This is a genomic window from Tumebacillus avium (genome assembly GCF_002162355.1).
In the GTDB taxonomy this organism is placed as follows: domain Bacteria; phylum Bacillota; class Bacilli; order Tumebacillales; family Tumebacillaceae; genus Tumebacillus_A; species Tumebacillus_A avium.
In genome coordinates this window covers 1,281,312-1,305,015 of sequence record NZ_CP021434.1, presented here as the reverse complement: position 1 = coordinate 1,305,015, position 23,704 = coordinate 1,281,312, and the positions used below count along the sequence as shown (strand labels likewise).

27 protein-coding genes, 3 pseudogenes and 1 riboswitch are annotated in these 23,704 nt (G+C 56.1%); of the genes and pseudogenes, 18 read left to right on the top strand and 12 right to left on the bottom strand.

From position 1 onward, the window contains the following. The first annotated feature begins 24 nt into the window (after window positions 1-24). Window positions 25-1,014 carry an oxygen-dependent tRNA uridine(34) hydroxylase TrhO gene (gene trhO, locus CBW65_RS05990; RefSeq protein WP_087456072.1) on the top strand — a complete coding sequence of 330 codons (990 nt, stop codon included), beginning with the start codon at window positions 25-27 and terminating at the stop codon, window positions 1,012-1,014. 40 nt (window positions 1,015-1,054) lie between these two features. Here the strand turns inward: trhO and CBW65_RS05985 are convergent, their stop codons facing one another. After that, complete coding sequence (locus tag CBW65_RS05985) at window positions 1,055-2,299, bottom strand: MDR family MFS transporter (RefSeq protein ID WP_157721801.1); 1,245 nt, start codon at window positions 2,297-2,299, stop codon at window positions 1,055-1,057. A 138-nt stretch (window positions 2,300-2,437) separates the two neighbouring features. Here CBW65_RS05985 and CBW65_RS05980 point away from each other — a divergent pair, with 138 nt between their 5' ends. Both CBW65_RS05980 and CBW65_RS05975 read left to right on the top strand, forming a co-directional pair. Then, window positions 2,438-2,773: a hypothetical protein gene (locus tag CBW65_RS05980; RefSeq protein ID WP_087456070.1), complete on the top strand. Its 336-nt coding sequence runs from the start codon at window positions 2,438-2,440 to the stop codon at window positions 2,771-2,773. A gap of 51 nt (window positions 2,774-2,824) precedes the next feature. Continuing rightward, window positions 2,825-3,007 (top strand): hypothetical protein, encoded by a 183-nt coding sequence (locus CBW65_RS05975; protein WP_157722167.1) that lies wholly within the window; start codon window positions 2,825-2,827, stop codon window positions 3,005-3,007. Window positions 3,008-3,041: 34 nt separating this feature from the next. On the opposite strand, the gene CBW65_RS05970 is transcribed toward CBW65_RS05975, so the two are convergent. The 5 genes from CBW65_RS05970 to CBW65_RS05950 all read right to left on the bottom strand — a co-directional run bounded on the left by CBW65_RS05970 (window position 3,042) and on the right by CBW65_RS05950 (window position 6,977). Continuing rightward, a complete protein-coding gene (locus CBW65_RS05970; RefSeq protein ID WP_087456068.1) occupies window positions 3,042-3,533 on the bottom strand; it encodes a CBO0543 family protein in 492 nt (163 codons plus the stop codon). 15 nt (window positions 3,534-3,548) lie between these two features. After that, window positions 3,549-4,025, bottom strand: coding sequence for a CBO0543 family protein (locus tag CBW65_RS05965; RefSeq protein ID WP_087456067.1), 477 nt, complete (start codon window positions 4,023-4,025; stop codon window positions 3,549-3,551). Window positions 4,026-4,137: 112 nt separating this feature from the next. Then, window positions 4,138-4,686: a DUF3231 family protein gene (locus tag CBW65_RS05960; protein ID WP_087456066.1), complete on the bottom strand. Its 549-nt coding sequence runs from the start codon at window positions 4,684-4,686 to the stop codon at window positions 4,138-4,140. Between the two features lie 58 nt (window positions 4,687-4,744). Further along, a complete protein-coding gene (locus CBW65_RS05955) occupies window positions 4,745-6,061 on the bottom strand; it encodes a hemolysin family protein (protein ID WP_232463450.1) in 1,317 nt (438 codons plus the stop codon). A gap of 37 nt (window positions 6,062-6,098) precedes the next feature. Then, window positions 6,099-6,977 (bottom strand): serine/threonine protein kinase, encoded by an 879-nt coding sequence (locus tag CBW65_RS05950; RefSeq protein ID WP_087456065.1) that lies wholly within the window; start codon window positions 6,975-6,977, stop codon window positions 6,099-6,101. Window positions 6,978-7,084: 107 nt separating this feature from the next. Here CBW65_RS05950 and CBW65_RS05945 point away from each other — a divergent pair, with 107 nt between their 5' ends. From CBW65_RS05945 to CBW65_RS05925, 5 genes are all read left to right on the top strand, one after another. Next, window positions 7,085-7,255, top strand: a complete 171-nt coding sequence (locus CBW65_RS05945; protein WP_087456064.1) for a spore germination protein — start codon at window positions 7,085-7,087, stop codon at window positions 7,253-7,255. Between the two features lie 205 nt (window positions 7,256-7,460). Next, a riboswitch (purine riboswitch) is annotated at window positions 7,461-7,560 on the bottom strand. Window positions 7,561-7,724: 164 nt separating this feature from the next. Next, entirely contained in the window at window positions 7,725-8,189 is a 465-nt protein-coding gene (locus CBW65_RS05940; protein ID WP_087456063.1) for a hypothetical protein, read from the top strand. Then, window positions 8,189-8,641 carry a hypothetical protein gene (locus CBW65_RS05935; protein ID WP_087456062.1) on the top strand — a complete coding sequence of 151 codons (453 nt, stop codon included), beginning with the start codon at window positions 8,189-8,191 and terminating at the stop codon, window positions 8,639-8,641. Before CBW65_RS05940 ends, CBW65_RS05935 begins: the two co-directional genes overlap by 1 nt. Before the next feature lie 12 nt (window positions 8,642-8,653). Beyond that, complete coding sequence (locus CBW65_RS05930) at window positions 8,654-9,889, top strand: glutathionylspermidine synthase family protein (RefSeq protein WP_087456061.1); 1,236 nt, start codon at window positions 8,654-8,656, stop codon at window positions 9,887-9,889. A gap of 26 nt (window positions 9,890-9,915) precedes the next feature. After that, the gene (locus tag CBW65_RS05925; protein WP_198299762.1) at window positions 9,916-10,350 is read left to right on the top strand and encodes a DUF350 domain-containing protein; all 435 of its coding nucleotides are present in this window, start codon (window positions 9,916-9,918) and stop codon (window positions 10,348-10,350) included. Between the two features lie 41 nt (window positions 10,351-10,391). Here CBW65_RS05925 and mscL read toward each other — a convergent pair whose 3' ends face one another. After that, on the bottom strand, window positions 10,392-10,862 hold the full coding sequence (gene mscL / locus CBW65_RS05920) for a large-conductance mechanosensitive channel protein MscL (RefSeq protein ID WP_087456059.1): 471 nt from the start codon (window positions 10,860-10,862) through the stop codon (window positions 10,392-10,394). 199 nt (window positions 10,863-11,061) lie between these two features. On the opposite strand from mscL, the gene pxpB reads away from it, so the two are divergent. The 5 genes from pxpB to CBW65_RS05890 all read left to right on the top strand — a co-directional run bounded on the left by pxpB (window position 11,062) and on the right by CBW65_RS05890 (window position 14,838). After that, window positions 11,062-11,760, top strand: coding sequence for a 5-oxoprolinase subunit PxpB (gene pxpB, locus CBW65_RS05915; protein WP_087456058.1), 699 nt, complete (start codon window positions 11,062-11,064; stop codon window positions 11,758-11,760). Beyond that, on the top strand, window positions 11,757-12,812 hold the full coding sequence (locus CBW65_RS05910) for a 5-oxoprolinase subunit C family protein (protein ID WP_087456057.1): 1,056 nt from the start codon (window positions 11,757-11,759) through the stop codon (window positions 12,810-12,812). The genes pxpB and CBW65_RS05910 overlap by 4 nt, the downstream gene beginning before the upstream one ends. Window positions 12,813-12,830: 18 nt before the next feature. Then, window positions 12,831-13,565: a LamB/YcsF family protein gene (locus tag CBW65_RS05905; protein ID WP_087456056.1), complete on the top strand. Its 735-nt coding sequence runs from the start codon at window positions 12,831-12,833 to the stop codon at window positions 13,563-13,565. Window positions 13,566-13,704: 139 nt separating this feature from the next. Beyond that, the gene (locus CBW65_RS05900) at window positions 13,705-13,908 is read left to right on the top strand and encodes a type II toxin-antitoxin system HicB family antitoxin (RefSeq protein ID WP_087459137.1); all 204 of its coding nucleotides are present in this window, start codon (window positions 13,705-13,707) and stop codon (window positions 13,906-13,908) included. Between the two features lie 438 nt (window positions 13,909-14,346). Then, window positions 14,347-14,838 carry a hypothetical protein gene (locus CBW65_RS05890; protein WP_087456054.1) on the top strand — a complete coding sequence of 164 codons (492 nt, stop codon included), beginning with the start codon at window positions 14,347-14,349 and terminating at the stop codon, window positions 14,836-14,838. 47 nt (window positions 14,839-14,885) lie between these two features. Here the strand turns inward: CBW65_RS05890 and CBW65_RS05885 are convergent, their stop codons facing one another. From CBW65_RS05885 to CBW65_RS05875, 3 genes and pseudogenes are all read right to left on the bottom strand, one after another. Continuing rightward, the gene (locus CBW65_RS05885; RefSeq protein ID WP_232463449.1) at window positions 14,886-16,070 is read right to left on the bottom strand and encodes an MFS transporter; all 1,185 of its coding nucleotides are present in this window, start codon (window positions 16,068-16,070) and stop codon (window positions 14,886-14,888) included. Beyond that, window positions 16,067-16,627, bottom strand: a pseudogene (locus CBW65_RS05880) (DsbA family oxidoreductase); the annotation flags it as partial. The gene CBW65_RS05885 and the pseudogene CBW65_RS05880, both read right to left, overlap by 4 nt. Window positions 16,628-16,742: 115 nt before the next feature. Further along, window positions 16,743-16,991: pseudogene (locus tag CBW65_RS05875) on the bottom strand (winged helix-turn-helix transcriptional regulator); the annotation flags it as partial. A 107-nt stretch (window positions 16,992-17,098) separates the two neighbouring features. Here CBW65_RS05875 and CBW65_RS24545 point away from each other — a divergent pair. The 3 genes and pseudogenes from CBW65_RS24545 to CBW65_RS24540 all read left to right on the top strand — a co-directional run. Next, window positions 17,099-17,566, top strand: a pseudogene (locus CBW65_RS24545) (MFS transporter); the annotation flags it as partial. A 51-nt stretch (window positions 17,567-17,617) separates the two neighbouring features. After that, window positions 17,618-17,872, top strand: a complete 255-nt coding sequence (locus tag CBW65_RS24755; RefSeq protein WP_232463513.1) for an aldo/keto reductase — start codon at window positions 17,618-17,620, stop codon at window positions 17,870-17,872. Next, entirely contained in the window at window positions 17,863-18,141 is a 279-nt protein-coding gene (locus tag CBW65_RS24540; protein ID WP_198299864.1) for an aldo/keto reductase, read from the top strand. Before CBW65_RS24755 ends, CBW65_RS24540 begins: the two co-directional genes overlap by 10 nt. A gap of 24 nt (window positions 18,142-18,165) precedes the next feature. Here CBW65_RS24540 and CBW65_RS05865 read toward each other — a convergent pair whose 3' ends face one another. After that, entirely contained in the window at window positions 18,166-19,041 is an 876-nt protein-coding gene (locus tag CBW65_RS05865; protein ID WP_157721800.1) for a carbon-nitrogen hydrolase family protein, read from the bottom strand. Between the two features lie 16 nt (window positions 19,042-19,057). Beyond that, window positions 19,058-19,675: a GNAT family N-acetyltransferase gene (locus CBW65_RS05860; protein ID WP_087456050.1), complete on the bottom strand. Its 618-nt coding sequence runs from the start codon at window positions 19,673-19,675 to the stop codon at window positions 19,058-19,060. Between the two features lie 412 nt (window positions 19,676-20,087). On the opposite strand from CBW65_RS05860, the gene CBW65_RS05855 reads away from it, so the two are divergent. Further along, window positions 20,088-21,887: an ABC transporter transmembrane domain-containing protein gene (locus CBW65_RS05855; protein ID WP_087456049.1), complete on the top strand. Its 1,800-nt coding sequence runs from the start codon at window positions 20,088-20,090 to the stop codon at window positions 21,885-21,887. After that, window positions 21,844-23,589, top strand: a complete 1,746-nt coding sequence (locus tag CBW65_RS05850; RefSeq protein ID WP_087456048.1) for an ABC transporter ATP-binding protein — start codon at window positions 21,844-21,846, stop codon at window positions 23,587-23,589. Before CBW65_RS05855 ends, CBW65_RS05850 begins: the two co-directional genes overlap by 44 nt. Window positions 23,590-23,704: the final 115 nt, after the last annotated feature.

The following is a 23,704-nucleotide window of genomic DNA, read 5'->3' as shown; positions in this document are numbered from 1 at the left end:
GATTGGAGATAGGAGGAACAGCTGATGACAGAACAGCAAGAAAAACAACCTTATCGGGTCCTGCTCTTTTATAAATACGTCCATATCGACAATCCGGAGGAGTTCGCAGCTGAACACCTCGCCTGGTGCAAAGAGAACGGTCTGCGCGGCCGCGTGCTGATCGCCAAGGAAGGCCTCAACGGCACCGTGTCCGGCACGGTGGCGCAGACGGAAGCATACATGAAGCAGTTGACCAGCGATCCGCGCTTTAGCGACGTCGAGTTCAAAATCGACCCGGCGGAGCACCATGTGTTCCGCAAGATGTTCGTGCGGGCCCGCAAGGAGATCGTGACCTGGCGTCTCGAAGACGACGTCGATCCGAGCCAGGTGACCGGCCGCCATCTGAAGCCGAAGGAATGGAAGGAAGCGCTGGAGCGCGATGATGTGATCGTCATCGACGGCCGCAACGACTACGAGTATGACATCGGCCATTTCAAAGGCGCATTGCGTCCGGAAGTGAAGACGACCAAGGAGTTCCCGGAATGGGTGCGCCAGAACTTGGCGGAGCACAAGGACAAGAAGATCCTGATGTACTGCACCGGCGGCATCCGCTGCGAGAAATTCTCCGGCTTCATGCTGCAGGAAGGCTTCCAAGACGTCAACCAGCTTGAGGGCGGGATCATCAAATACTCCAAAGACCCGGAAGTGCAAGGCGACCTCTTTGAAGGCAAATGCTATGTGTTTGACGAACGCATCGCCGTGCCGATCAACCAAAAAGAAGACAAAGTGATCGCCCATTGCCACCACTGCGGCAAGCCGGAAGACCGCTATGTGAACTGCGCCAACCCGTTCTGCCACTTGCAGCACGTCTGCTGCGAGGAGTGCGAGGTCACCCATCGCCGCTCCTGCTCCGACGAGTGCCGCGAGCATCCGGCGAACCGCTATGACCTCGACAACGAGATCTTGCGCAAACGCGAAGAAGAGTACCGTCTGGAAAAAGAGCAGGCGCTGCACAGCGAACACTCACCTTCATAACAAAAGGGAAGCGATCGATCGCTTCCCTTTTTTTCCCCGATCAGGCGGAGAGGCCGACGTTGTTTGATCGTTTGCGGAAGGTCTTCTTGTGCAGGGCAAAGCAGAGCACCGCAACGCCGCACAGCGCAGTCATCGAGATCAACAGGCCGCTTGGCGCCAACTGTTCATAGAGAAACGCGCCGAGCAGAGGGCCGATCATCCGCCCGATCGACTGGCCGCTCATCGCAATGCCTTGGAACAGGCCTTCGCGTCCACGCACGGCCAGCTCGCTCGCCAACGACGGGACGCCTGGCCAGACCAGCATTTCGCCGATGGTCAGGATCATCATGCCGACGACCAGCGCAGCGTAGGAGACGGAGTAGGTGACGAGCAGCATCGCCAGCACAAACCACAAGGCGCCGATGACGATCTGCGCGTACAGGCTCAAGTTGAAACGCTTGATCGCCCACGCCAGCACCGGCTGCATCGCCACGATCACAAATCCGTTGACCGTCCAGAGGAAAGAATATGCCGGCATGGAGAAACCTAAGAGCTGGATGTACGTAGGAATAGTTGTCTGCCACTGAATATAGGCGACGACCAGGATGGTGAGGCCAAGGACAAGCATGCCCAGCGTCACCCAGACCTGCGCCGGCACCCGCTCGGGACCCAGCTTCGCGGTCTCGTTTGACTCGGATGCGGACGGATCGTCCTTGCGCGGCTGCTGCGCCAGCTTCATGTGATGATCTTTGACGACCGACATGAACAAGATCAAGAAGAACACATAAGTCAGCGCGTTGCCCCAGAAGGCGTAGGAGAAGGAAAGCGATGCTAAAAGTCCGCCCGATGCCGCGCCGACTGCAACCCCGAGGTTGTTTGCCACGTATATAATGTTGACGGCACGGCGGCCGCCCTCCGGCCACACCGCCAAAGCGACGGCGCGCTGGATCGGCCAGTAGATGCCGTTGCAAAAGCCAAGCAGGGTCTGCAGCGCCATGTAGAGGTAAAAGTTGGTCGTCGAGCCCATCAGGATCAGGAGCACGATCGACGTGAGCACGGCGAGGATCATCGTCTTGCGCCCGCTCCAGCGGTCGAACAGCATGCCGCCGGCGAGGTTCCCGATCAGGCAGGCCGAAAATTGGAGCAGGAGCACAACGCCTGCCATCGCCAGCGTCTGTCCGAGCGCCTGGTGTACATACGTCGTCGTCAGCGGCCAGAAAAACGATTCCCCGACTGCCGACACGACCACGCCAAGCGACATCAGCCAGATGATGCGCGGGTAAGCCCGCAAAGCAGCGAACATCATGATCACCCTTTTCTGTGAGAAGTCTCTAAAATGCTGATTCCCCATTATCGCAAATTTTTATGAACTCTGGTAGCAACATGTGCTATCATGCACGTGAAACCTATAAACTAGTAACAAGAACAGGCGGGAGCGAACCAAATGAAAATCAAAAAAAGCACAATCATCCTCGTGTTGATTGTACTGATTATTGTCATCGCGCTGGCATCCTGCATGGGCGGTAAAAAGCTCAAGCCGGGCACGTATGAAGTCACCCAGGCGGTGCATGAAGTAAAAGACAATGACTACGAGTTGAACGTCAAAGGCTACGGCGAATACGACGTCAAACAGCTGACCATTGTGGAGAAGCCGGGTCAGTCGGTGATGCAGCTGGTGATCAAAGCTGACAACACCCACACGCTGACGGTGGCAGATGAAGATGACATCATCATCGACAACTCCGACTCCAGCTCCAAGAAAAAGAAGAAGAGACGCTAAGCGAACGCACACCAGCACGCACAATCAGAGAGGGGACTACCTGACATGGGTCTGTTTAAAGCGATCATCCGTTCCTTGCTGGGTTCCAGCAAGCACCGCCACTACAGCTCTTCCGATTACAAGCGCAAGTTCGGCTACAAAAAGTACAGCTCTTCCGACTACAAGAAGCACGGCGGCTACGGCCACAAGCACTACAAGAAGAAGTTCACCTCGATCGGCTTCTTCAGCTCCTAAGAGCGCTGCCATCGCACACGAAAAAAGAGGAAGCCTAGGCTCCCTCTTTTTTTGGCGTTTTCGACCAATAGGCATTGCGAAACCAACGGTAGAATCCATGCGTGCCGACCACATACAGCAAGCAGACTGCGAAGTGAATCACCCGGCTCTGCATCCACTCCATATAGTTCGTATACCGTTGGATCAGGAAGGAGACCAACACCACCACGCCTGTCCCGAGCAGATAATAGGCGCCTTTCAGCATCCGCGATCTCTTCTCCGGGTAAAAAAGAACGAGCAAGGCCCCCATCACCGGGTAGATGAGAAAATGCATCGTAAATCCGGTTTCGGAAGCATGAGGAAACTCACGCACCGGAAAGCGTATCCATTTGATTTCAACCAAGATCAAAAGTGCCAGCCAGGTATAAGCCTGCGCGAACAAAAAGAGGATTTGAAAATCCCTGATCTTGTCGCGAGGCACCAACCACCACGCCAAGAGAATCATTGCGACCGATGTCCAAAACAGAACTTTCCATTCAAGCGCCATGTTTGCTGCCACCTATCATTTCGCCTGGTTTGGTTTCTTGCCAAACCACTGATAATACTTGCGTGTCAGATAAAACGTAGCCATCACCGTCAAAAACGTCCAATACCACTTCCAACCTGTGTACTTGATCAACAGGGTATACCGCTCCAAGATCACCTCAACGACGGTAATCGCTGAGGTATACAGGACATAATACAGCCATTGTGCTATTTTGCTTTTCTGTGCGGGATAATACAAGGTAAATACGATACAGAATACCGGCAGAAACAGGTACTCGAACTCCGCGCTGGTTCGATTCGATTTCATGATCCGAACCGGATATTGAACCAACTCCATCTCCCCGGCAATCAGCCCCCCCACCCAGGTCACAGCTTGACAGACTAAAAAGATCACACAAGCATCGGGAAGTTTGGATTTGGGAAGAAAGCGCACCAGCAAACCAATCGCAACAATCCAAGAAGCAGCTAAGATCGACCATTCTAAGTAGTGCATACCGTCTCCTAGTGAATGAGCATTTGTACTGTTAGATTGCCCATCCCTCAGAAAATAAAAACAAGGTGCCGCAACGGCCCCTTGTTTTTATTTTCCGACCCGATACACATGCTTAGTTCTGGGGGCGACCCGGCGGCACGTAGTAAGGCGGGATCTTCAGCCAGCCGCGCTTTTTCATCATCGTGCGGAGGTTGGTGCCGTAGACGATCTTTTGGCCGAGGAACTGGGTGAACATGATGCCATAGTCGACGCGCACCGCTTCGGAGATCGCTTTGGCGCAGGCGACGATCGAGAGGGAGATCTTCAGCGACAAGGCGTTGGCGATCTCATAGTCGGTCTGTTTGACGCCGAGGGGGATTTCATCCTGTCGGCATTTCGGCACTTGTTCGGTCATCGGGGGCAGCGGGATGCCTTCATCGATCATAAAGGCCTGCAGTTTGCTCTTTTGCATCTCGATCAGTTTCAGTTCTTCATGTATCGCACCGCTAAGGTCTTCATCGGTCGTCATATTCAACGCCTGCTGAGAAACGGTCACCGCATCGCCGAGGTAGGCCAGGTAGGCCCAGCAATTGCCGACTTCCAGCACATGCAAGGGCGGCTTGGGCTCGTCGTCGATCAGCGACTTCAGCACATTCGTAACAGCTTCCATGATGTCAGACATGTGTAAGCCTCCAGAACATATAGGTTGTTGTCTATAGAATGAACAAAAAAGCGACCTCTTATGAGGTCGCTTCCTGAATTGGGCAGATTTTCACACGCACAATGCGGTGAGCCTCCATTTTTTCAATTTTGAACTCGAAGCCTTCGTACTGCACGGTGTCCCCAACTTTCGGCTCTTTGCCAAGCAGGGTGTAGATCAGACCGCTGAGCGTATCGACTTCTTCATGCTCGATCTTTGTGCCGAGCAAGTCTTGGATCTCTTCGAGAATCAGCCGGCCTTCGACCGAGTAACCCTGCTCCGGCAGATAGACCACCGGCGGATGCTCGTTGTCGTACTCGTCTTGAATCTCGCCGACCAGCTCTTCGATGATGTCTTCCATCGTGATCATCCCGGCCGTGCCGCCATACTCGTCAACGACGATGGCGAGCTGTGTGCGGTTCTTCTGCATCTGCTTCAGGACGCTGGAGATCTCCGTCGATTCGGAGATAAACGTGACTTTGCGCAAGATGCGGTGCAGTTCGAACTTGTCGGCGCGCTTGTAGCGGATGAACAGGTCTTTGAGGTTGAGGAACCCGATGATATTGTCTTTGTCCCCGTCGATGACCGGATAGCGGGTGAGCTGCTCCTCTTCGACTTTGGTCAAAATCTCATCGAGCGTATCGTCCACGCTGATCGCCACGATGTCGATGCGCGGCACCATGATGTCGCGGGCGATGCGGGAGGCGAAATCAAATACATTTTCAAACAGGACTTTCTCCGTCTGGTCGATCAGGCCGCTGCGGTGGCTCTGTGAGACGAGGATGCGGATCTCGTCTTCCGTATGCGCCGCTTCCGCTTCGGATGCCGGCTGCTGGCCGATCAGCTGGAGCAGCCAGTTGGCCGTCCCGTTCAGCACCCAGATGAACGGGTACATCAGCTTGTGGAACCAGATCAAAGGCGCCGCAATATTTAAAACCGTTCCTTCCGATTTCTGAATCGCAATGGACTTCGGTGCCAGCTCCCCGAGCACGATGTGCAGGAAGGTGATGATCGCAAAGGCGATGATAAACGCGACCGTGTGAATGGCGATCGCCGGCACGCCGACTGTCGACAACGGCCCTTCGATCAGATGCGCGATCGCCGGTTCCCCGATCCAGCCGAGACCCAGCGAGGCCAGCGTGATCCCGAGCTGGCAGGCGGACAGGTAGGCGTCCAGGTTGGAGACCAGCTTTTGCGCCACCAGCGCGCGTTTGTTGCCTTCCATCACCAACTGCTGAATCCGGCTCTCCCGGATCTTCACCATGGCAAACTCAGCAGCCACAAAGAATCCATTTAGAAACACGAGAAACACAACAAGAAACAGATTAAGGGTCGTGCTTAAGACTGTACTGTCCAACGAATCGTCCCGCTAACGGGACTCCACCTCCTAAAATTCAGATAGTTTTATTATAGCGCAGTTTGCTATCTGAATTGTGAACTTTAGATGACAGGGAAAAAGCAGCTTCGAGATCCCGGCGCAGCTCTTCCGCATTTTCATAGGGTGGATCGATTTGAATCAGGCGCCGGATCAGCCGTTGCGTCGCCGGGTGCAGGTCGAGCTCCTCTTCCCATGTCCGCGTGTCATCTTCGACCTCAGGCGCGGAAAAGGTCGTGTAGAGGAGGAACAGCAAAAAGTGTCCGAGGCCCCAATAGTCGCTTTTGAATGCAACTTCGCGCTTGATTTGTTTTTCCCAGACGTAGGCATCGAGATTGTCTTCGATATAGGTCGCCGGATCGCCAAGATAGCGGGCGAGGCCGAAGTCGATCAGGTGCAGGCTGCCGTTTTGCAAAATGACATTCGGGATGCGGATGTCGCGGTGCACCAGCTCGCGGCTGTGCAGATACTCGACGATGTCGAGCAGCTCCAGGATCACAAGCAGCGCCTCTGGCTCCGACATCGTGCGCCCTTCTTCAAAAATCAGGTCTTCCAGGTTCGGTCCGGTCACAAGTTCCATCGCGAAAAAAAGCTGCCGATCGTATGTGAAGCGGTCGAGCAGCTTGGGAATCTGCGGGTGGTCGAGCTGTTCCAGCACGGCGATCTCATACTCGTACACCGGCTGCCCTTTGTTGCTGCCAAGCTTGCTTGGGCGCACTTGTTTGAGCACGCAGCGCGTGTTGGCCGCCGCATCGAGGCAGAGGTAGGTGATGCCGTAGCTGCCCATGCCCAGCACCTGTTCGATCCGGTAGCGTCCGTGGATCAGCGTGCCGGCCGCATAGGGGCGGTCGACCAGCCAGGCGTAGATTCCTTGCCACCAGGCTTTGAGTGTTTGCATCCGCTTCACCTCTAGTCTTTGCAAGATTACTGCTATTGTATCACGGTACAAGCCGTGTCTGTGTCTAGCGCTTTTTCATATGCTGATAGAAAGGAAGGTGATAGAAGATGGCGATCAAGATTGAAACGATTTCCGGCGGGAATGTGATTTTTGGCAACGTCGGGAGCATCAATTCGTGTTCGACCGAAACGTCGATGTCCGGCTCGGGCGGCGGTGTGACGGGGGATGGTGCGTCCACGTTTAACGGGACAAGCAGCACCAACGCGATGCGGGCATAGCGAGAAAATAAAAGTGGCCCTTCCTCTCTCGCAAAGGAAGGGCCCAACATTGGGGAGGGATGCATCTATATTGTTAATGAGACGCATGGCCTCAGTAACAAGCAAAGGTGTGTAAAACTTCAAGAAAGCCCGGAAAGTTCAGGTCCGCTTGTGATCACAAGTGAAACCTGTCCCTCCGGGCTATTGTTCGCCAATTAGCCTGAGTTGGGGAAGCGTTTTCACTCGTAGTCGGATGATTCCGGTCATCCGGTAGAGACTTGTGGGCCGATTCCCACGATTATACGAGGTGGTGGTACTTGTTATTGTCTTGCGTGCTCTTTCCTCTTACAATTTAACACAGGTGTGCAAGCGTTGACAAGAGGAAAGTGAACAAAAGGAGATATTGGCTCCCTGAATGTTCGTGTTTTTCCTTGCATCCTTTTGGGGGATGGTACGTATATGAAAGATAGACAGGAGGAGGGGAACAAGGATGGCGAAACTGGAGTATCGGCTGCTTGATGAACGGCAGGAGTTTCCCGTGCTTTATGCGTATGATGCGGTGGAGAAGCGGGAGATCTTGATGCGCTTTGCCTGCGATTATTTTGTGAAGGAACGCACGATTTACAACAAGACATCGACAGCGATCGAAGCGGATGTGCATGTGATCTATGTGGAAGCGGCGGATGATGAGCAGGTGATCGATTCGACGCTGCACCCGCTGGCGCAACAGGCAGGCATTCGTCTGGAGCTTCGAGAATATAAGGATGGTACTGTTATTTATCCATTGGTTCATACGTATGAGTTCAAATCGGAAGACGATGTGCTGCTGCATTTGCAGGCGAATTATCTGTACCTGGGCGGGCGCGAATGGGAGCGCTCCTCGACCGAAGTGGATGAGGACCGCCAAGTGTATGTGTTTTATGGAACACCGACGGAGTGGAAGGGGGAGCGATAATGGAGAAAACGACCAAGCTGGTCAGTTTGTTTGCAGCGACGGTATTGGTCGCGGGCACGGCGCTTGTCGGGTGCGGTGACGATGATACGGTCGTGCAGCAGCAGGAAGGCATCTGCTACGACGACGATGACAACGGCTACTGCGATGACAGCGACAATGTGGTGGACCACTCGTACGGGTTTATTTACATTGGCAGCCACAAGCAGTATTACAAAAAAGGGTATTATCCGGGCAATGACGGCAAGGTGTATCGCTCGGCGAAACGGGCCAATTCGGGCAGCAGCTCCGGTACCGGGAAGAACGGTTCGGGCAGCACGGTGACCCCGCCGAAGTCGAGCTCCGGGACGGGGTCGGTCGTGTCCCCGGGCAAGTCGACATCTGGTTCGAATACCGGGGTCTCCTCCGGGTCGAAAGGCGGCATCGGGTCGTCTTCGAAGTCGAGCTCGTCGTAAGCGGAGCCTGGCATGAACTACGAAATGCGTCGGGAGCAGATCTATCAGTCTTTGCAAGCGGAAGGCATTTTTACGTGGGACTGGATGTACGGAGAAGAGTATGCGCTAGCCGGTCTGCATCTGATCACCGCCGAACAGCGGCAGGAGATGGCAGAGGCGACGGAGCGGCTCGGGGCGATTTTTACGAAGATGGTTGGGGTGATTCAGCAGGGCGAGGATCAGCTGCTGCTGGAGCTGGGCATTCCGCCGGAAGCGTTGGCCGCCGTGCGGGTCAGCATGCCGGTGCCGCACGCGACGGTGGTTGGGCGGTTTGACTTTGCGCCGACGAAAGACGGCTTGAAGATGCTGGAACTGAACGCGGACACGCCGACGGGGATTGTGGAAGCGTTCCATGTGAACGGGCGGGTCTGCGCGCACTACGGGGTGCAGAATCCGAACGAAGGCATGGCCGGGCAGTTTGCCAAAGCGTTTGGCGAGATCACGGCGGCGTATGCGCGGGAAGGGCGGCCGGTGGAGCGAATCTGGTTTTCGGCGCTGGACTGGCATGAGGAAGATGCCGGGACAACGAAGTATCTGTTGGATGCATCAGGATTGCCCGGGAAATTTGTCGCTTTGGCCGATCTGCGCGTGCAGGATGATCTGTTGTATGCGCTGGAAGGCGAGGAGATGGTACCGGTTGACGTTTTGTACCGGCTGCATGCGCTGGAGAAGCTGGTGGAAGACCGCGATGAGGACGGCTACCCGACGGGGGAGCATGTTTTGCGGTTGATCGCAGAGGGGCGCTTGGCGATTATCAATCCGCCGTCCGGGTTTGTGGCGCAGACGAAGGCGCTGCAGGCGCTGATCTGGAATTTGCATGAGCAGGGGCAGTTTTTTACGGAGGATGAGCACGCTGTGATTGCGCGGTATATGCTGCCGACGTATTTGGAGAATCGGTTTTTGGGTGAGAAGGCGTTTGTTGCCAAACCGATTTTTGGACGCGAAGGCGGGGCGGTGTCGCTGTTTGCTGCTGACGGGCAGCCGATTGAGCAGGACGTTGAGGAGTTTTATTGGGAGCAGCCGATGATCTATCAGGAGCTGGTCGAGATGGAGACGGTCGAGGTGCAGACGCTGAAAGGTCTGTATCGGGGGCATCTGCTCTGGGGATCGTTTTGGATCGGCGGTAAGGCTTCGGCGATCAATGCGAGAATTGGCGGGAAGATCACGGGGAATTTGTCGTACTTTTTGCCCGTAGGTATTAAAGAATAGTTGACTGTTGAGAGGAGGCTTTTTTGATGTCGCAGTGGGAAGGCATTTTGAACTTTTTGATCTATTTAGGGGTGGCGCTGCCGATTCTGGGCTTTGGATTGTTCGTGTTTATGATCACGACGCCTTATAAGGAATACGGTTTGGTGGCGGAAGGCGCAGATGTGAATGACCCGAGGAAGGTGAACGCGGCGAAGGCGGCGGCGCATGATCTGGGCGGCAAGGTGATCGGTCTGGCGATCGTGCTGGCATCGGCGGTGTATCATTCGGTCAATCTGGTCGACTTGGTGATCTGGGGCGTGCTGGGGACGGTGTTCCAAGTGGCGGTGTTTTACCTGTTTGAGTTGGTGACGCCGTTTAAGGTCGTTTCGGAGATTCCAAAGGGCAATGTGTCAGTGGGGATTTTTACGTCGCGGCTGAGCATTGCTTCGGGGATTTTGATGGCGGCTTTGATTTCTTATTAAGGAGTGTGCGGAGCCGGTGGCTCCGCTTTTTTTGTTGGGTCTCAAGGGTGAGTAGAAGCAGGGGGGTCTTCGAGGAGGGAGGTGCAGTGGCCGCAGCGGGTGGCTTTGAGCGGGATGGTTTCGAGGCAGTAGGGGCAGTCTTTGGTCGTTGGGTCGGCGGCCGCAACTGCAGGGGTGTCTTTTTTGCGCTTGAGCTTGTTGAGCTGACGGATGACGAGGAAGATGGTAAAGGCGATGATCAGGAAGTCCAGGACGTTGTTGATGAACAGCCCGTAGTTGATCGTCGGCGCTCCCGCTTTTTGCGCTTCGGCGAGCGAGGCGTAGGAGGTGGACGACAGATTGATGTACAGGTTGGAAAAATCAACCTGGCCCAGCAAAAGCCCAATCGGCGGCATCAGGATGTCGTTGGTGAACGAAGTGACGATTTTGCCAAATGCGGCCCCGATCACGACACCGATGGCCAAGTCGAAGATGTTGCCTTTGGTTGCGAACTCGCGGAATTCTTTGATGATGATAGGGATCGGCTCCTTTCAGAGGTGAGTTCTTTTCATTGTAACAGAGTTCGGGACTGGCTATGCAGGTCGGTCGGTTCGGTGGTAAGATTTTTGGAAATAGGTGCGGATGGATGCGGGTTGGAGCAGGTTGCAGGTTGCAGGTTGCAGGTTGCAGGTTGGATGATGTTGAGTTGACGGGAGGGGGTGCAGTGTGGGGATGGGTTTCAGGTATGAGCTGTTCCCGCTGGGAGACGCGGCGGTGGTAGTGAAGCTGGGCGACGGGATCGACAGCGCGACGCATCAGCGGGTGCAGGTGCTGACGCGGAGCTTGGAGGCGAGGGCGTTTTCGTGGCTGGTGGAGGTCGTGCCGGCGTTTGCTTCGGTGACGGTGTATTATAATCCGGTTGTTTTGAACGGGGGTTATGATCAGGTCTGCGTGTTGATTGAAGACGTGCTGGGGTCGCTGCCTGCTGACGTGGCTTTTGCACCAAAGGTGGTCGAGATTCCGGTCTGTTATGGCGGGGAGATGGGGCCGGACTTGGGGTTTGTGGCGGCGCATAATGGGCTGACGGAGAAAGAAGTGGTCGCGATCCACACCAGTGGTGAGTATCTGGTGTATATGATCGGGTTTGCGCCGGGGTTTCCTTATTTGGGCGGGCTGTCGGAGAAGGTCGCGGCACCGCGCCGTGCGACGCCAAGGCTGGCGATTCCAGCCGGGAGTGTGGGCATCGCGGGGAAACAGACCGGGGTCTATCCGCTGGAAACGCCGGGCGGCTGGCAGTTGATCGGGCGGACGCCGATGCCGCTGTTTCGGCCAGAACGGGAGGTGCCAAGCGTGCTGCAGGCCGGAGATGTGGTGCGCTTTCGGGCGGTTTCGCACGAGGAGTTTGCGGCGTGGGAGGTGGACGGACGGTGAGTTTGGAGGTGCAGAAGGCCGGGCTTTTGACGACGGTGCAGGATCTGGGGCGGTACGGGTATCAGCAGCAGGGCGTGGTCGTCAGCGGCGCGATGGACGCGTTTGCTTTGCGCGTGGCAAACCTGCTGGTCGGGAATGCGGAGCGGGCAGCCGGGCTGGAAGTGACGCTGACCGGGCCCAAGCTGCTGTTTCGGCAGGAAGGGCTGGTCGCTATTTGCGGAGGCGATTTTGCGCCTGTGGTCGACGGGGTGGAAGTGCCGTCGTGGCAGCCGGTGTGGGTGCAGGAGGGGAGCGTGTTGGAACTGAAACGGGCGGTCGTTGGGTGCCGAGCCTATCTGGCGGTCGCAGGCGGCTTGGCGGTGCCGGAGGTGATGGGCAGCCGGAGCACCTTTTTGCGGGGAGGTCTGGGCGGTCTGGAGGGTCGGGCGCTGCGGGAAGGGGATGTGTTGCCGGTGGGCGAGATGAGTACGCAGCAGAAGGTGCGGATGGCAAGGCTGCGGGCGCAGGCAGGAAGTGCGACTGGGGAAGACGGTGCAGGTGGGGCAGGCAGTTCGGCTTGTGCAGGCGATGCGGCTTGGGCAGCGGAGCCGATTTTTCCGGCGGCGGGGTTGTTGCCGGCCTATGCGGAGCACCCGGTGGTGCGCGTGACGCGGGGGCGGGAGTTTGACTGGTTTGCGGAGTCGAGCCGCGAGCGGCTGTTTCAGGCGGAGTTTGCCGTCTCGCCGCAGTCGGACCGCATGGGGTATCGCTTGCAGGGGGAGACGCTGAAGTTGTCTGCGCCGCGCGAGATGATCTCGGAAGCGGTGACGATGGGCACGGTGCAAGTGCCGGTGGAGGGAAATCCGATCGTGCTGATGGCCGACCGCCAGACGACGGGCGGCTATCCGAGGATCGCGCAGGTGATCATGGTGGATTTGCCTGTGCTGGCAGGAGTCAGGCCGGGCGCAAAGGTGCGCTTTCAGGAAGTGTCGCTGCAGGTGGCGCAAGCGGCGCTTTTGCAAAGGGAGCGGGACTTGGCGCAACTGCGGGTTGGGCTGGCGCTTCGGAGATAAAAAAGGAGGGGCAGAGAGATGCTGCGAGTGGATCTGAACTGTGACATGGGCGAGAGTTTTGGCGTGTATGAGCTGGGGCGGGATGAGGAGATTTTGGCGTATGTGACGTCGGCGAACATCGCCTGCGGGTTCCATGCGGGCGATCCGTCGGTGATGCGCCGGACGGTGGAGATGGCGCTGGCCCAAGGAGTCGCCATCGGCGCGCACCCCGGCCTGCCCGATCTCGTCGGCTTTGGGCGGCGGAACATGGCCGTCTCGCCACAGGAAGCATATGACATGACCCTTTATCAGATCGGTGCCTTGAACGCTTTTGTCAAAGCATCCGGCGGCAAGATGCAGCATGTGAAGCCGCACGGGGCCTTATACAACATGGCGGCAAAAGATGCGGAGCTCTCCCGCGCGATCGCCGAAGCGGTATACGCGGTGGACCCGGAGCTGATCCTGTATGGACTCTCCGGCAGCCAGCTCGTCAAGGCAGGCGAGCAAACCGGCCTGCGCACCGCCCACGAAGTCTTCGCCGACCGCACCTACCAACCGGACGGCACCCTCACCCCACGCACAGAGCCAGGCGCCCTGATCCACGACCCGGCCCTCGCCGCCGCCCAAGTCATCCGCCTGGTGCGCGATGGCACAGTCCTTGCAGACACCGTCTGCATCCACGGCGACGGCCCCCACGCGCTGACGTTTGCAGAGGCGATTCGGCAGCGGCTCCAAGTGCAAAACATTATGGTTATAGCGGCAGGGAAAGTGTAGCAGTTGGCGAAAAGATCATACAAAACTAAATAGCGATACGAAAGGTGCGGTCAACATGAACCTGAATGTCTGGGAATCTGTGCAACATGTGCATCATAAACGTAACACAAGACTCTATGTTACGGACGGTGAACCGCTCATGGCCAAATATCAGGTGATCGTCACGCAAGATGAAGAAGGGATGTACGTCGTGGAATGCCCATCGATTCCCGGCTGTGTCACAGAAGGGAGAACGCTCGAAGACGCTTTGGCCAACATCAGGGAGGCGATCCAGGTCTGCCTCGAAACGCGCCGCGAACTTGGCCTGTCTCCGACTGTGGATGTGTATGAAGTGGAGGTATAAAACCTAACGTTCGTTTCACCTTTTGATATTGAGTGCATATAATGATCTCGAATGGTGTATACTTAAAGCGTAATCATGTTATCTTAGAACAAGATGCATCACTAGGGAAGCTGTTTCCAAATACTTGTGCTTGTGAAAGTTGCCCTGACGTGATATTATTGTGTCAAGTTGTTGCTGGTCCGTATGCAACTCAAACAAAACGGATGCGTAAATTTGTTGCTGGTCCGTATGCAACTCAAACAAAACGGATGCGTAAATTTGTTGCTGGTCCGTATGCAACTCAAACAAAACGGATAGGTAAATTTGCATGACTTTTGCAAATTTTTTTGTAGTGCTTGCATGAAAAAAGCGGTATACTGAAAGAGAAGTAGGTGATACTTACCTACTTCTCTTTTTTTGTTTGTAGGAAAAATAAAATTCGGAAGGAAGTTGTTCGAAATGGCTACTAAGTTTAAGGTGTACAAATTGTCAAAAGAATTCTATCAAGTATGTGACTGGAGCGTGTACAACATACCAGTCAAGAATGGTCGCCCGACTCTCTTACTAGTACTGAATGATGAAAAGTTCCCGGATTCATACTGCTGTATTCCAATCTCAAAAGATGATGACAAAAATGGAAAATACAGAGAGTTGTCCCGAACCAAGAAGGACCTTGTGCATCATGTACCGGAAATTAGCAAGTACGATAATTACCTCCTTATTCAAAACATGTTCTTCGTTCACAAGGATTTTATCGGTGATCCGTTTGAGGTGGAAGGAATTGAAGTTGAAATTAAGAATGAAAAGAGACAGAGGGAAATTACTAAAAAAGTGAAAAAGGTTGATGCCCTGCTAAAGAAAGGAACATTGAAGTATGTCCCAAGAGAAGAAGTATTCAAAAGGCAACTACAATACTTGGAAGAAAAGAAACGGACATTGTCCACGGTTTGAATATCAAAGAAAAGACCTTGTGCATAATTTTACGCACAAGGTCTTTTTTATCTTTGCACTCCCCTCACCAGATACACCACATACGCCACCAGATACCCGACGACCAGCAGCACGGAGAGGCGGTACATGATCGCATAGGAGGTCAGTTTCGCCACCGCGCCGAGCAGGATGGCTCCTGCGCCGATGCCGAGGTCGAAGGCGGAGAAGTAGGTGCCGTTGGCCGCACCCCGGCGGTGGGGCGGGACGCGGTTGATCGTCCAGGCTTGGAGCGATGGCTGGATCGCGCCAAAACCGATGCCATAGCAGACGGCCGACAGGATCAGCATCGGCAGGCTGTCGGTGTAGGAGAGCAAAAGCAGCCCCGCCGCCGTAAACACAGCGCCCGGCAACAGCACCCACTGGTGCCCTTTGCGGTCAAACAGCTTGCCGGAAAACGGACGCACCAGCATCAGCATCACCGCATTGGCGAGGAAGAACCAACCGACGTTGGCAATGCCCGCTTCCTGTGCGAACAAGGTGATGAAGCTGACGATCCCCCCGTAGGAAATCGCCAGAAACAAGACCAGAAACGACGGGAAAAAGGCTTCCTTCTCAAACAGCCCTTCTTTCTGCGCCGGAGCACCCGCTGCCGTGTCCCGCTTCACCGGCGGCGCGATCGTGATCAACTGCGTCAACAGCAGCGCCAACACGGCCAGCCCCGTCGAGATCCCAAACACCCAGCCGAATCCGTACTCCTCCATCAGCCAGATCCCAAGCAACGGAGCCAGCGCCATCGCCAAGTTGGCCGACAGCCCGTAGTAGCCCATGCCTTCTCCGCGCCGCTTCGGCGGGATGATGTCGGCGACGATCGTGCCGTAGGAAGTGGTCGTCATGCCCCAGCCAAAGCCGTGCACGACTCGCAACAGCAGCACCAGCACGACCGCAGCGGTGAAGTAGTACCCGATGACCGATAAAATGTAGATCAACAGCCCCGTGAGCAAGATCTTGCGCCGGCCGACCGTGTCCAGCCACCGCCCGGCGAACGGGCGGATCAGCAGGGCGGAGATCGTGAACATCCCGATCACCAAGCCGACCTGCGTATCATCGCCGCCCATGCCGCTGACATAGACGGGCAAGGTCGGGATCAACATCTGAAAGCCTAAAAATAAAAACAAGTTCGATACCGCTGTGGCAAAAAAGTCTTTGGTCCACAGCGGCGGGTTGTGCTCTACCGCCTGTTGCTGCTCACTCACTCAGCTTCTTCCTCCTCGATGCGCTTCAGCGCACTGCGGAACGCCTCCAAAGGCTGGGCTCCAACGACCCGGTACTTGTTGTTCACAATAAACGTCGGCGTCCCGGATACCCCGTACTGATACGCCTGCTCCTGCGCCGCTTCCAAACGCGCCGCATAACGGCCATCGTCCAGCGCCCGCTGCAGCTCTTCCGCATCCAGCCCCGCCTGGCGCGCCAGTTCCAGCAGCACGCTCACATCTCCAATGTCCCGACTCTCGGTGAAATACGCATGCAGCACGAGGTCGTGATACTCCCCGAATTTCCCGTGGTCCCGCGCATATTCGCTCGCTTCAATCGCCTGGCGCGAATTGGCCAGCTTTTCCACATTCCCAAACTCAATCCCATACAAGGCACCTGCCCGGCGCACACCGGCAAACAGCTGCTCGGGACTCATCCCAGGGAACTTTTCTGTCAAAGGCACCCCGGCTTGCGGCGTGTCAGGGTGGATCTCGATGTAGACCCACTCGTCGCGAATCTCAAACTCTTCTTTTAAACGATCGACAAGACCCTTGCCGACATAGCAAAACGGTCAGATGTAGTCGGAGAAAATTTTGATGTCAAATACCATGGCGCAAACGCCTCCTTTTCCTTGTAGCGTACCCTGTCGGACCCGCTTCTTGCAGTAAGGGAACTTACGCGTCGCAGGAAAGCCCGGCCTGCACGATATGTTTCTCGCCCCACGCGCACATCGCGTCGAGAATCGGGCGGAGTGACCAGCCGTACTCGGTGAGCGAATAGATGACTTTCGGCGGCACTTGCTCATAAACGGTGCGGCTGACCACGCCGTCCGTCTCCAGTTCGCGCAGCTGCTGAGTCAGCATTTTTTGCGTGATGTCGGGCATGAGTTTTTTCAGCTCGCTGGTGCGCTTTTCACCTTTGATCTATAGTACCTGCGGGTGCCTATGGCACTCCAAAGTGCGTACTTCACTTTCGAAACTAACCCCTCCATAATAACACTCATGCCACACATCATACAAAGGAGGAACCAATGAATTCAACACCCGTTACAACAGCTAACAATCAACGAACAGGCACCTTGGCGCTGCTGGCTCTGGCGATCAGCGCGTTTGGGATCGGGACGACCGAATTCGTCCCGGTTGGACTGCTCGCGTCGATCGCCGATGACCTGAACATCGGGATCACGCTGGCTGGCCTCCTGATCTCCGGATATGCGGTCGACGTTGCAGTTGGCGCTCCGATCATGACCGCTTTGACCAACCGCATGAACCGCAAAACGCTGCTCATGACGCTGATGCTGATCTTTATCGCCGGCAACACGGTGGCGGCGCTGTCACACGCGTTTCAACTGCTGCTCGTCGCCCGCTGCATCACCGCATTTTCGCACGGCGTGTTTTTCCCAATCGGCTCGACGATTGCGGTGCAATTTGTTGCTCCGGAGAAAAAAGCCAGCGCCAGCGCCCAAGGATACCGCCACATCGACACCGCTGCGATTTCCCGCGCCGGGCGGGAAGTCGAGGCGTATGAAGAAAGCCTGCAGCGTCTCGGTTTGGAAAAACTCGACCTGTACTTGATCCACTGGCCGGTCGAAGGCAAATTCCTCGACAGCTGGAAAGCGCTCGAAGGACTCTACAACGACGGCCGCGTCGGGGCGATTGGCGTCAGCAACTTCCACATCCACCACCTGGAACAACTGCTTGCCGTCGCAACCGTGAAGCCGGCAATTGACCAATTGGAGCGCCACCCGCGCCTCGTGCAGGCTGAATTGAAGACTATCTCGACCAGCATGGCATCTTGCCAGTAGCGTGGTCGCCGCTTGCACAAGGCCAAATTTTGCAAGAGCAGGCGCTGCAGACCATCGCCGAGCATCACAACAAGTCGGTGGCACAGATCGTCCTGCGCTGGCAGTTCCAGACCGGCTGGGCAACGATCCCCAAATCGATCCGCCCCGAGCGCATCCAGTCCAATGCCGACCTGTTCGATTTCACCTTGACCGACGAAGAGATCACCACCATCAACACCCTCGACCAGCACAAACGCGTCGGCCCGGACCCGGACAATTTCAATTTTTAAGCACAATAAAAAAGCCTGCCCTCATTACAGAGGCAGGCTTTTGCTTTGCTTGGCGTAAACTTCCGGTTTGCGGTCAAAATAAGGGGAGACGTTGCCCATGGTGCGGTTCTCGTTCAGGCGGACGAGGTCGATCGGCGCTGTGGTGACCATGCTGGCGTTGAGCATGCCTTCGGAGAGGATGCCGTCCGGAGGGAACGGGTAGTCGCACGGCGCGAAGACTGCGCCTTTCGAGTAGGCCATGTCGATCTGCTCCACGCCCGGCACGGAACCGACCAGGCCGCTCATCACGACGAACAGCTGGTTCTCCACCGCACGCGCCTGCGCACAGTACCGCACGCGGTAGAAGCCGGCCGGGGCATCGGTGTAGGACGGGCAGAGGATGATCTCCGCTCCCATGTCCGCGACGATGCGCGCCGTTTCCGGGAACTCGATGTCATAGCACGTTAAGATCGCTACTTTGCCGATCTCCGTGTCAAAAACAGCAAAATCTTCGCCCGGCTTCAAATCCCAGACCTTGCGCTCTTCCGGCGTGGTGTGGACTTTGTTCTGCGTTTCCACGCGGCCGTCCGGGTAGAACAGATACGCTTTGTTCACGTAGCCGTCGCCTTCTTTGACGATGTGCGTGCCGCCGAGGATCGTCAGTTCATTCTCCTGCGCCAACTGCGAAAAACGCGTCACATACTCTTCGGTAAAACCATCCAGATACGCCACCGCTTCGGCGTGCGTCATCACCGGCTGAAGCGCAAGCAACTGCGCGGTCTGATACTCCGGGAACACCAAAAGTCTTACATTTTGACGCTGTGCCGACTGCACATGCATCTGCACCGTCTGCCAGTATTCTTCATACGACTGCAGCGGTTTGAGTTCATACGTCACGGTACCTACGAGCGGAGTTGTCATCTCTCCTGCACCCCCTTTATAGATTCGGATTCGGCCATTCGACCAGAACCGCTTTGTGTAAAGACTCTTCATCTTCTAAGTAGTCATGCAGCACCTGCAAGGGACGCAGCCCCTGCTTCAGCATAAACGACAGCACGAGGTCGTAGATCTCACCGCGCACGACGCGCTCGACATACTCGTCTGCGCTCATCCGATCCGCATGCTCATGAAAATTCGGAATGCGGCAGCCTGCCAAAAAGCGCTTCAGCCCAAGCTCGACGACCAACTGCTGCCGGGCCTGATACAACGCTTTGGCCACGCCTTGGCCGCGAAACGACGGGCGCACGCAGACGTCGATGCCGTACAGACTGTCGCCGTCCGGTTGATGGCTGCCTTGAATCCAGCCGTTGTCCGACACTTCCGCCCACGTGTGCGGCTTCCCGTCATACTTGATCAGAAGCGCCGTCGCCGATCCGGCGATCACACCGTCAACAACGGCTGCCATCGCCCCTTGTGGAAAGGTGTTTACGTGTGCTGCGATCTGCTCTTCCTGCCACCACAATTCTTCCGGAAAAGGAGGCGGAAACGCTTCTCGCTGCACCTCGAGCAACCCTGCATAATCGGCAAGCGTATAAGGACGAACTTTCAGTGTCACGAGAAGATCCTCCTCCTAGCTCAAAGTTACAATACAAGATTGTAGCACAGATCGCTCAATAAGAAAAAGTTGTAAAATCCACCTTTACAACCAATCCGTCCGCAAGGTATACTCTATACATTCAAAAAATTCCGAAGGGAGGTTTCGTGTTATGCAAAAAGTCTTCTTGGTCACCAAAGTGCGCAAGCTACAGCATCAACAACTGCATAACAACGCGGAACTGACTGTTCGGGGAGCACTTGTGCGGTAGGCGATACTTCATCGTATGCTTACATCCATTCGTGATACTCACCACAGGAGCGTTCTGCGCGCCTGTGGTTTTCTATTTTTGGAATACCCAAAGAGTCACAGGCATCTTTCTATGCCGGTGACTCTTTTTTTGTTAGGGAAAGAGGGGAGTGGGACAGCAATCATGAGCATTTTTCGAGACTTACTATGGTATTTCAAGATGGAGAAAAAGGCGTACGCGACCGGAGTGATCATCCTCCTGTTCGTCGCCGCCCTCAACTTGATTCCGCCCTATGTGATCGGCGTGATCGTCGACGACATCAACGGCGGGACGCTGACCGGGGCGGAGCTGACCAAATGGCTGATTCTGCTGTTTGGGATCGGCGTGACCATCTACGTGCTGCGCTACGTGTGGCGGATCTACATCTTTGGTGCGGCGTTCCGCATGAGCCGCCTCTTGCGCAACCGTCTGTACAAACATTTCACCAACCTGTCGCCGCAGTTCTACCACAAGCGCCGCACCGGCGACTTGATGGCGCACGCGACCAACGACATCTCGGCGATCGAGCTGACCGCAGGCGACGGCGTGTTGACCCTGGTCGACTCGGTGGCGATGGGGAGCGCCGTGATCATCGCCATGGCGGCGACGATCTCCTGGGAGCTGACTCTGATCACCTTGCTGCCGATGCCGATCATGGTCTATGCGGAAGCCAAATACGGCAACCTGCTCCACGAGCGCTTCCACAAGGCGCAGGAGGCGTTCTCCACGCTCAACGACAAGGTGCAGGAGAACATCGCCGGCGTGCGCGTCGTCAAAGCGTTTGGGCAGGAAGACGCTGAGAAAAAAGAGTTTGAGAATCTCACCAAGGACACCGCGCAGAAAAACATCCAGGTCGCGAAGATCGACTCCTTGTTCGACCCGACCATCTCTTTGGTCGTCGGGCTGGCCTTCTTCCTTGCCGTATCGTTTGGCGGCTGGTTTGTCGTCCAAGGGAAACTGACCCTCGGGCAGCTCACCCAGTTCACGATGCTGCTCGGTCACCTGATCTGGCCGATGCTGGCCTTTGGCTGGCTGTTCAACATCGTCGAGCGCGGCCGCGCTTCCTATGACCGCGTTGACGCTTTGCTCAACATCAAGTCGGAAGTCTGGAACAAAGAAGACGCCGTGAAGGACGTGCCGAGCGGCGACATCGCTTATGATATCGACATCTTCTCCTATCCGGAAAAAGCGACCCCGGCCTTGCAGAACATCCGCGTGGAGCTGAAACAAGGCCACACGCTTGGCATCGTCGGCAAAACGGGGGCGGGCAAATCGACCCTGCTCCGGCTGCTCCTGCGCGAGTTTGACGTGACCGAAGGGGACATTCGCATCGGCGGAACTTCGATCTACGACTTCAAACTGCGCTGGCTGCGCGCGGCGATCGGCTATGTGCCGCAGGATCATTTCCTGTTTTCGGCGACGGTCGCGGAAAACATCGCGTTTGGCAAGCCGGACGCAACGATGGACGACGTGATCATGGCGGCGAAGCTCGCTTGCATCCATGAAGACATCCTGCGCTTCGAAGACGGCTACAAAACGGTCGTCGGCGAGCGCGGCGTGACCTTGTCCGGCGGGCAGAAGCAGCGCATTTCTATCGCGCGCGCCCTCTTGATGAACCCGGAAGTGCTGATCCTCGACGACTCCTTGTCGGCGGTGGACGCCAAGACGGAAAAAGCGATTCTCGACGCGCTGAAAGAGTACCGCCAGAACAAAACAACATTGATCTCCGCACATCGCCTCTCTGCGATCGAACATGCGGAAGGAATACTCGTGCTCGAAGACGGCAAGATCGCCGAACGCGGCACGCATGACGAGCTGATGCAGGAAGAAGGCTGGTATGCGATGATGTACCGCAACCAGCAGTTGGAATCGCTCGTGGAACAAGGAGGTGGACCCGGCCATGGTGATGCGAAGACTGCTTCGTTATCTGATTCCGCATCGTAAGGCGCTGCTCATCGCCTTTGCGATGCTGACGCTGGCGACGGCTGCCGATGTGGCAGGACCGCAGCTGGTGCGAATTTTTATCGACGATTACCTCACCCCGCGGCAGTTTGACCGCGAGATGCTGATCCTGCTTGGTGCGGGCTATCTGATCCTGCACATCGCAGGTGTGACGATCAACTATTTTCAACTGCTTTCCTTCCACAAAATCGCCCACTGGATCGTCCGCCAACTGCGGATGGACGTGTTCAGCAAAGTGCAGCATCTGGGCTTGGAATTTTTCGACCGCACGCCGGGCGGTTCGCTCGTCTCGCGGATCACCAATGACACGGAAGCGGTCAAGGAGCTTTTTGTCTCCGTGCTCTCCGCGTTTGTGCAGAGCATCGTCTTGATGATCGGTATTCTCGTCGGCCTGTTCATCCTCGACCCGAAGCTGGCCGGCCTGTTCCTGATCGTAGCGCCGCTGGTCGCCGGCCTGATGTGGTTCTACCGCCGGGTGAGCGCGAAAGTGTTCCACCTCTCCCGCGAGAAGCTGAGCCAGCTCAACGCGCGTCTGAACGAATCGATCCAAGGCATGACGATCATCCAGGCCTTCCATCAAGAGAAGCGGATGCGCGAAGAGTTTGGCGGGACCAACGACGAGCATTATCAGGCGAACATGAAGCGGTTGAAGATCAACGGTCTGCTCCTGCGGCCGATGGTCGACCTGCTCTACATGTTTGCGCTGATCCTGATTCTCGGCTACTTTGGCTTTAACTCGTTGACCACAGCGGTATCGGTCGGCGTCATCTATGCGTTTCTGAACTACCTCGACCGCTTCTTCGAGCCGGTCAACCAGATGATGTTCCGTCTGGCCCAGCTGCAGGAAGCGCTGGTTGCGGCGGAGCGTGTGTTCCAACTGCTCGACCAGGATCGTTATGCGCCGCAGCAGGAGGGCACAGCCGACCCGACGGTGGGCGAAGGACTGATCGAGTTTAAAGATGTCACCTTCTCTTATGACGGCGCCAATCCGGTGCTGAAAAACATCTCCTTCACCGCCAAGCCGGGCCAGACCGTGGCGCTGGTTGGGCATACGGGGAGCGGCAAGAGCACGATCATCAACCTCTTGATGCGCTTTTACAGCATCAGCGAGGGAGAGATCACCATCGACGGCGCGCCGCTGCGGGCGTTTTCCGATGAGGAGCTGCGCAAGAAATTGGGCCTCGTGCTGCAGGACCCGTTCCTGTTTGTCGGCGATGTGAAGCAGAACATCCGCCTGCACAACGCAGAGATCACCGATGAAGAGATCATCGAGGCGGCTCGTTTCGTGCAGGCCGACCCGTTTATCCAAAAGCTCCCGCACGGCTATGACGAGCCGGTCGGCGAGCGCGGCGCGACGTTCTCCAGCGGCCAGAGACAGCTCTTGAGCTTCGCCCGCACGATGGCTTTGAACCCGAAGATCCTCGTGCTCGACGAAGCGACGGCGAGCGTGGACACGGAGACCGAAGAGATGATCCAGAGCGCCTTGGAAAAAATGCGCCGCGGCCGCACCACGATCGCGATCGCGCATCGCCTGTCCACGATCCAGGATGCCGACCTGATCCTCGTCCTGCACCGCGGCGAGATCATCGAGCGCGGCACCCACCAGGAACTGCTCGCCGAGCAGGGCCTCTACCACAAGATGTACCTCCTCCAGCAAGGGGCGGTCGAAACAGCAGCGGTTTAGTTTTCTTTTAAATACAGTGGCGATAAAACCCTCAGCTTTTGTAAACAGCTGGGGGTTTTATGACGTTAAGAATTATGCGAAAATAGAAGACACAATCTTATGAGTTAAAGGGGTT

Coding starts and splice junctions, on each gene's coding strand:
- CBW65_RS05865 (WP_157721800.1), bottom strand. CDS start 19,041: ATGACAACTCCGCTCGTAGGTACCGTGACGTATGAACTCAAACCGCTG.
- trhO (WP_087456072.1), top strand. CDS start 25: ATGACAGAACAGCAAGAAAAACAACCTTATCGGGTCCTGCTCTTTTAT.
- CBW65_RS05925 (WP_198299762.1), top strand. CDS start 9,916: ATGTCGCAGTGGGAAGGCATTTTGAACTTTTTGATCTATTTAGGGGTG.
- CBW65_RS05980 (WP_087456070.1), top strand. CDS start 2,438: ATGAAAATCAAAAAAAGCACAATCATCCTCGTGTTGATTGTACTGATT.
- CBW65_RS05855 (WP_087456049.1), top strand. CDS start 20,088: ATGAGCATTTTTCGAGACTTACTATGGTATTTCAAGATGGAGAAAAAG.
- CBW65_RS05970 (WP_087456068.1), bottom strand. CDS start 3,533: ATGGCGCTTGAATGGAAAGTTCTGTTTTGGACATCGGTCGCAATGATT.
- CBW65_RS05935 (WP_087456062.1), top strand. CDS start 8,189: ATGGAGAAAACGACCAAGCTGGTCAGTTTGTTTGCAGCGACGGTATTG.
- CBW65_RS05850 (WP_087456048.1), top strand. CDS start 21,844: ATGGTGATGCGAAGACTGCTTCGTTATCTGATTCCGCATCGTAAGGCG.
- CBW65_RS05965 (WP_087456067.1), bottom strand. CDS start 4,025: ATGCACTACTTAGAATGGTCGATCTTAGCTGCTTCTTGGATTGTTGCG.
- pxpB (WP_087456058.1), top strand. CDS start 11,062: ATGGGTTTCAGGTATGAGCTGTTCCCGCTGGGAGACGCGGCGGTGGTA.
- CBW65_RS05905 (WP_087456056.1), top strand. CDS start 12,831: ATGCTGCGAGTGGATCTGAACTGTGACATGGGCGAGAGTTTTGGCGTG.
- CBW65_RS05950 (WP_087456065.1), bottom strand. CDS start 6,977: ATGCAAACACTCAAAGCCTGGTGGCAAGGAATCTACGCCTGGCTGGTC.
- CBW65_RS05985 (WP_157721801.1), bottom strand. CDS start 2,299: ATGATGTTCGCTGCTTTGCGGGCTTACCCGCGCATCATCTGGCTGATG.
- CBW65_RS05900 (WP_087459137.1), top strand. CDS start 13,705: ATGGCCAAATATCAGGTGATCGTCACGCAAGATGAAGAAGGGATGTAC.
- CBW65_RS05960 (WP_087456066.1), bottom strand. CDS start 4,686: ATGTCTGACATCATGGAAGCTGTTACGAATGTGCTGAAGTCGCTGATC.
- CBW65_RS05930 (WP_087456061.1), top strand. CDS start 8,654: ATGAACTACGAAATGCGTCGGGAGCAGATCTATCAGTCTTTGCAAGCG.
- CBW65_RS05940 (WP_087456063.1), top strand. CDS start 7,725: ATGGCGAAACTGGAGTATCGGCTGCTTGATGAACGGCAGGAGTTTCCC.
- CBW65_RS05890 (WP_087456054.1), top strand. CDS start 14,347: ATGGCTACTAAGTTTAAGGTGTACAAATTGTCAAAAGAATTCTATCAA.
- CBW65_RS05945 (WP_087456064.1), top strand. CDS start 7,085: ATGGCGATCAAGATTGAAACGATTTCCGGCGGGAATGTGATTTTTGGC.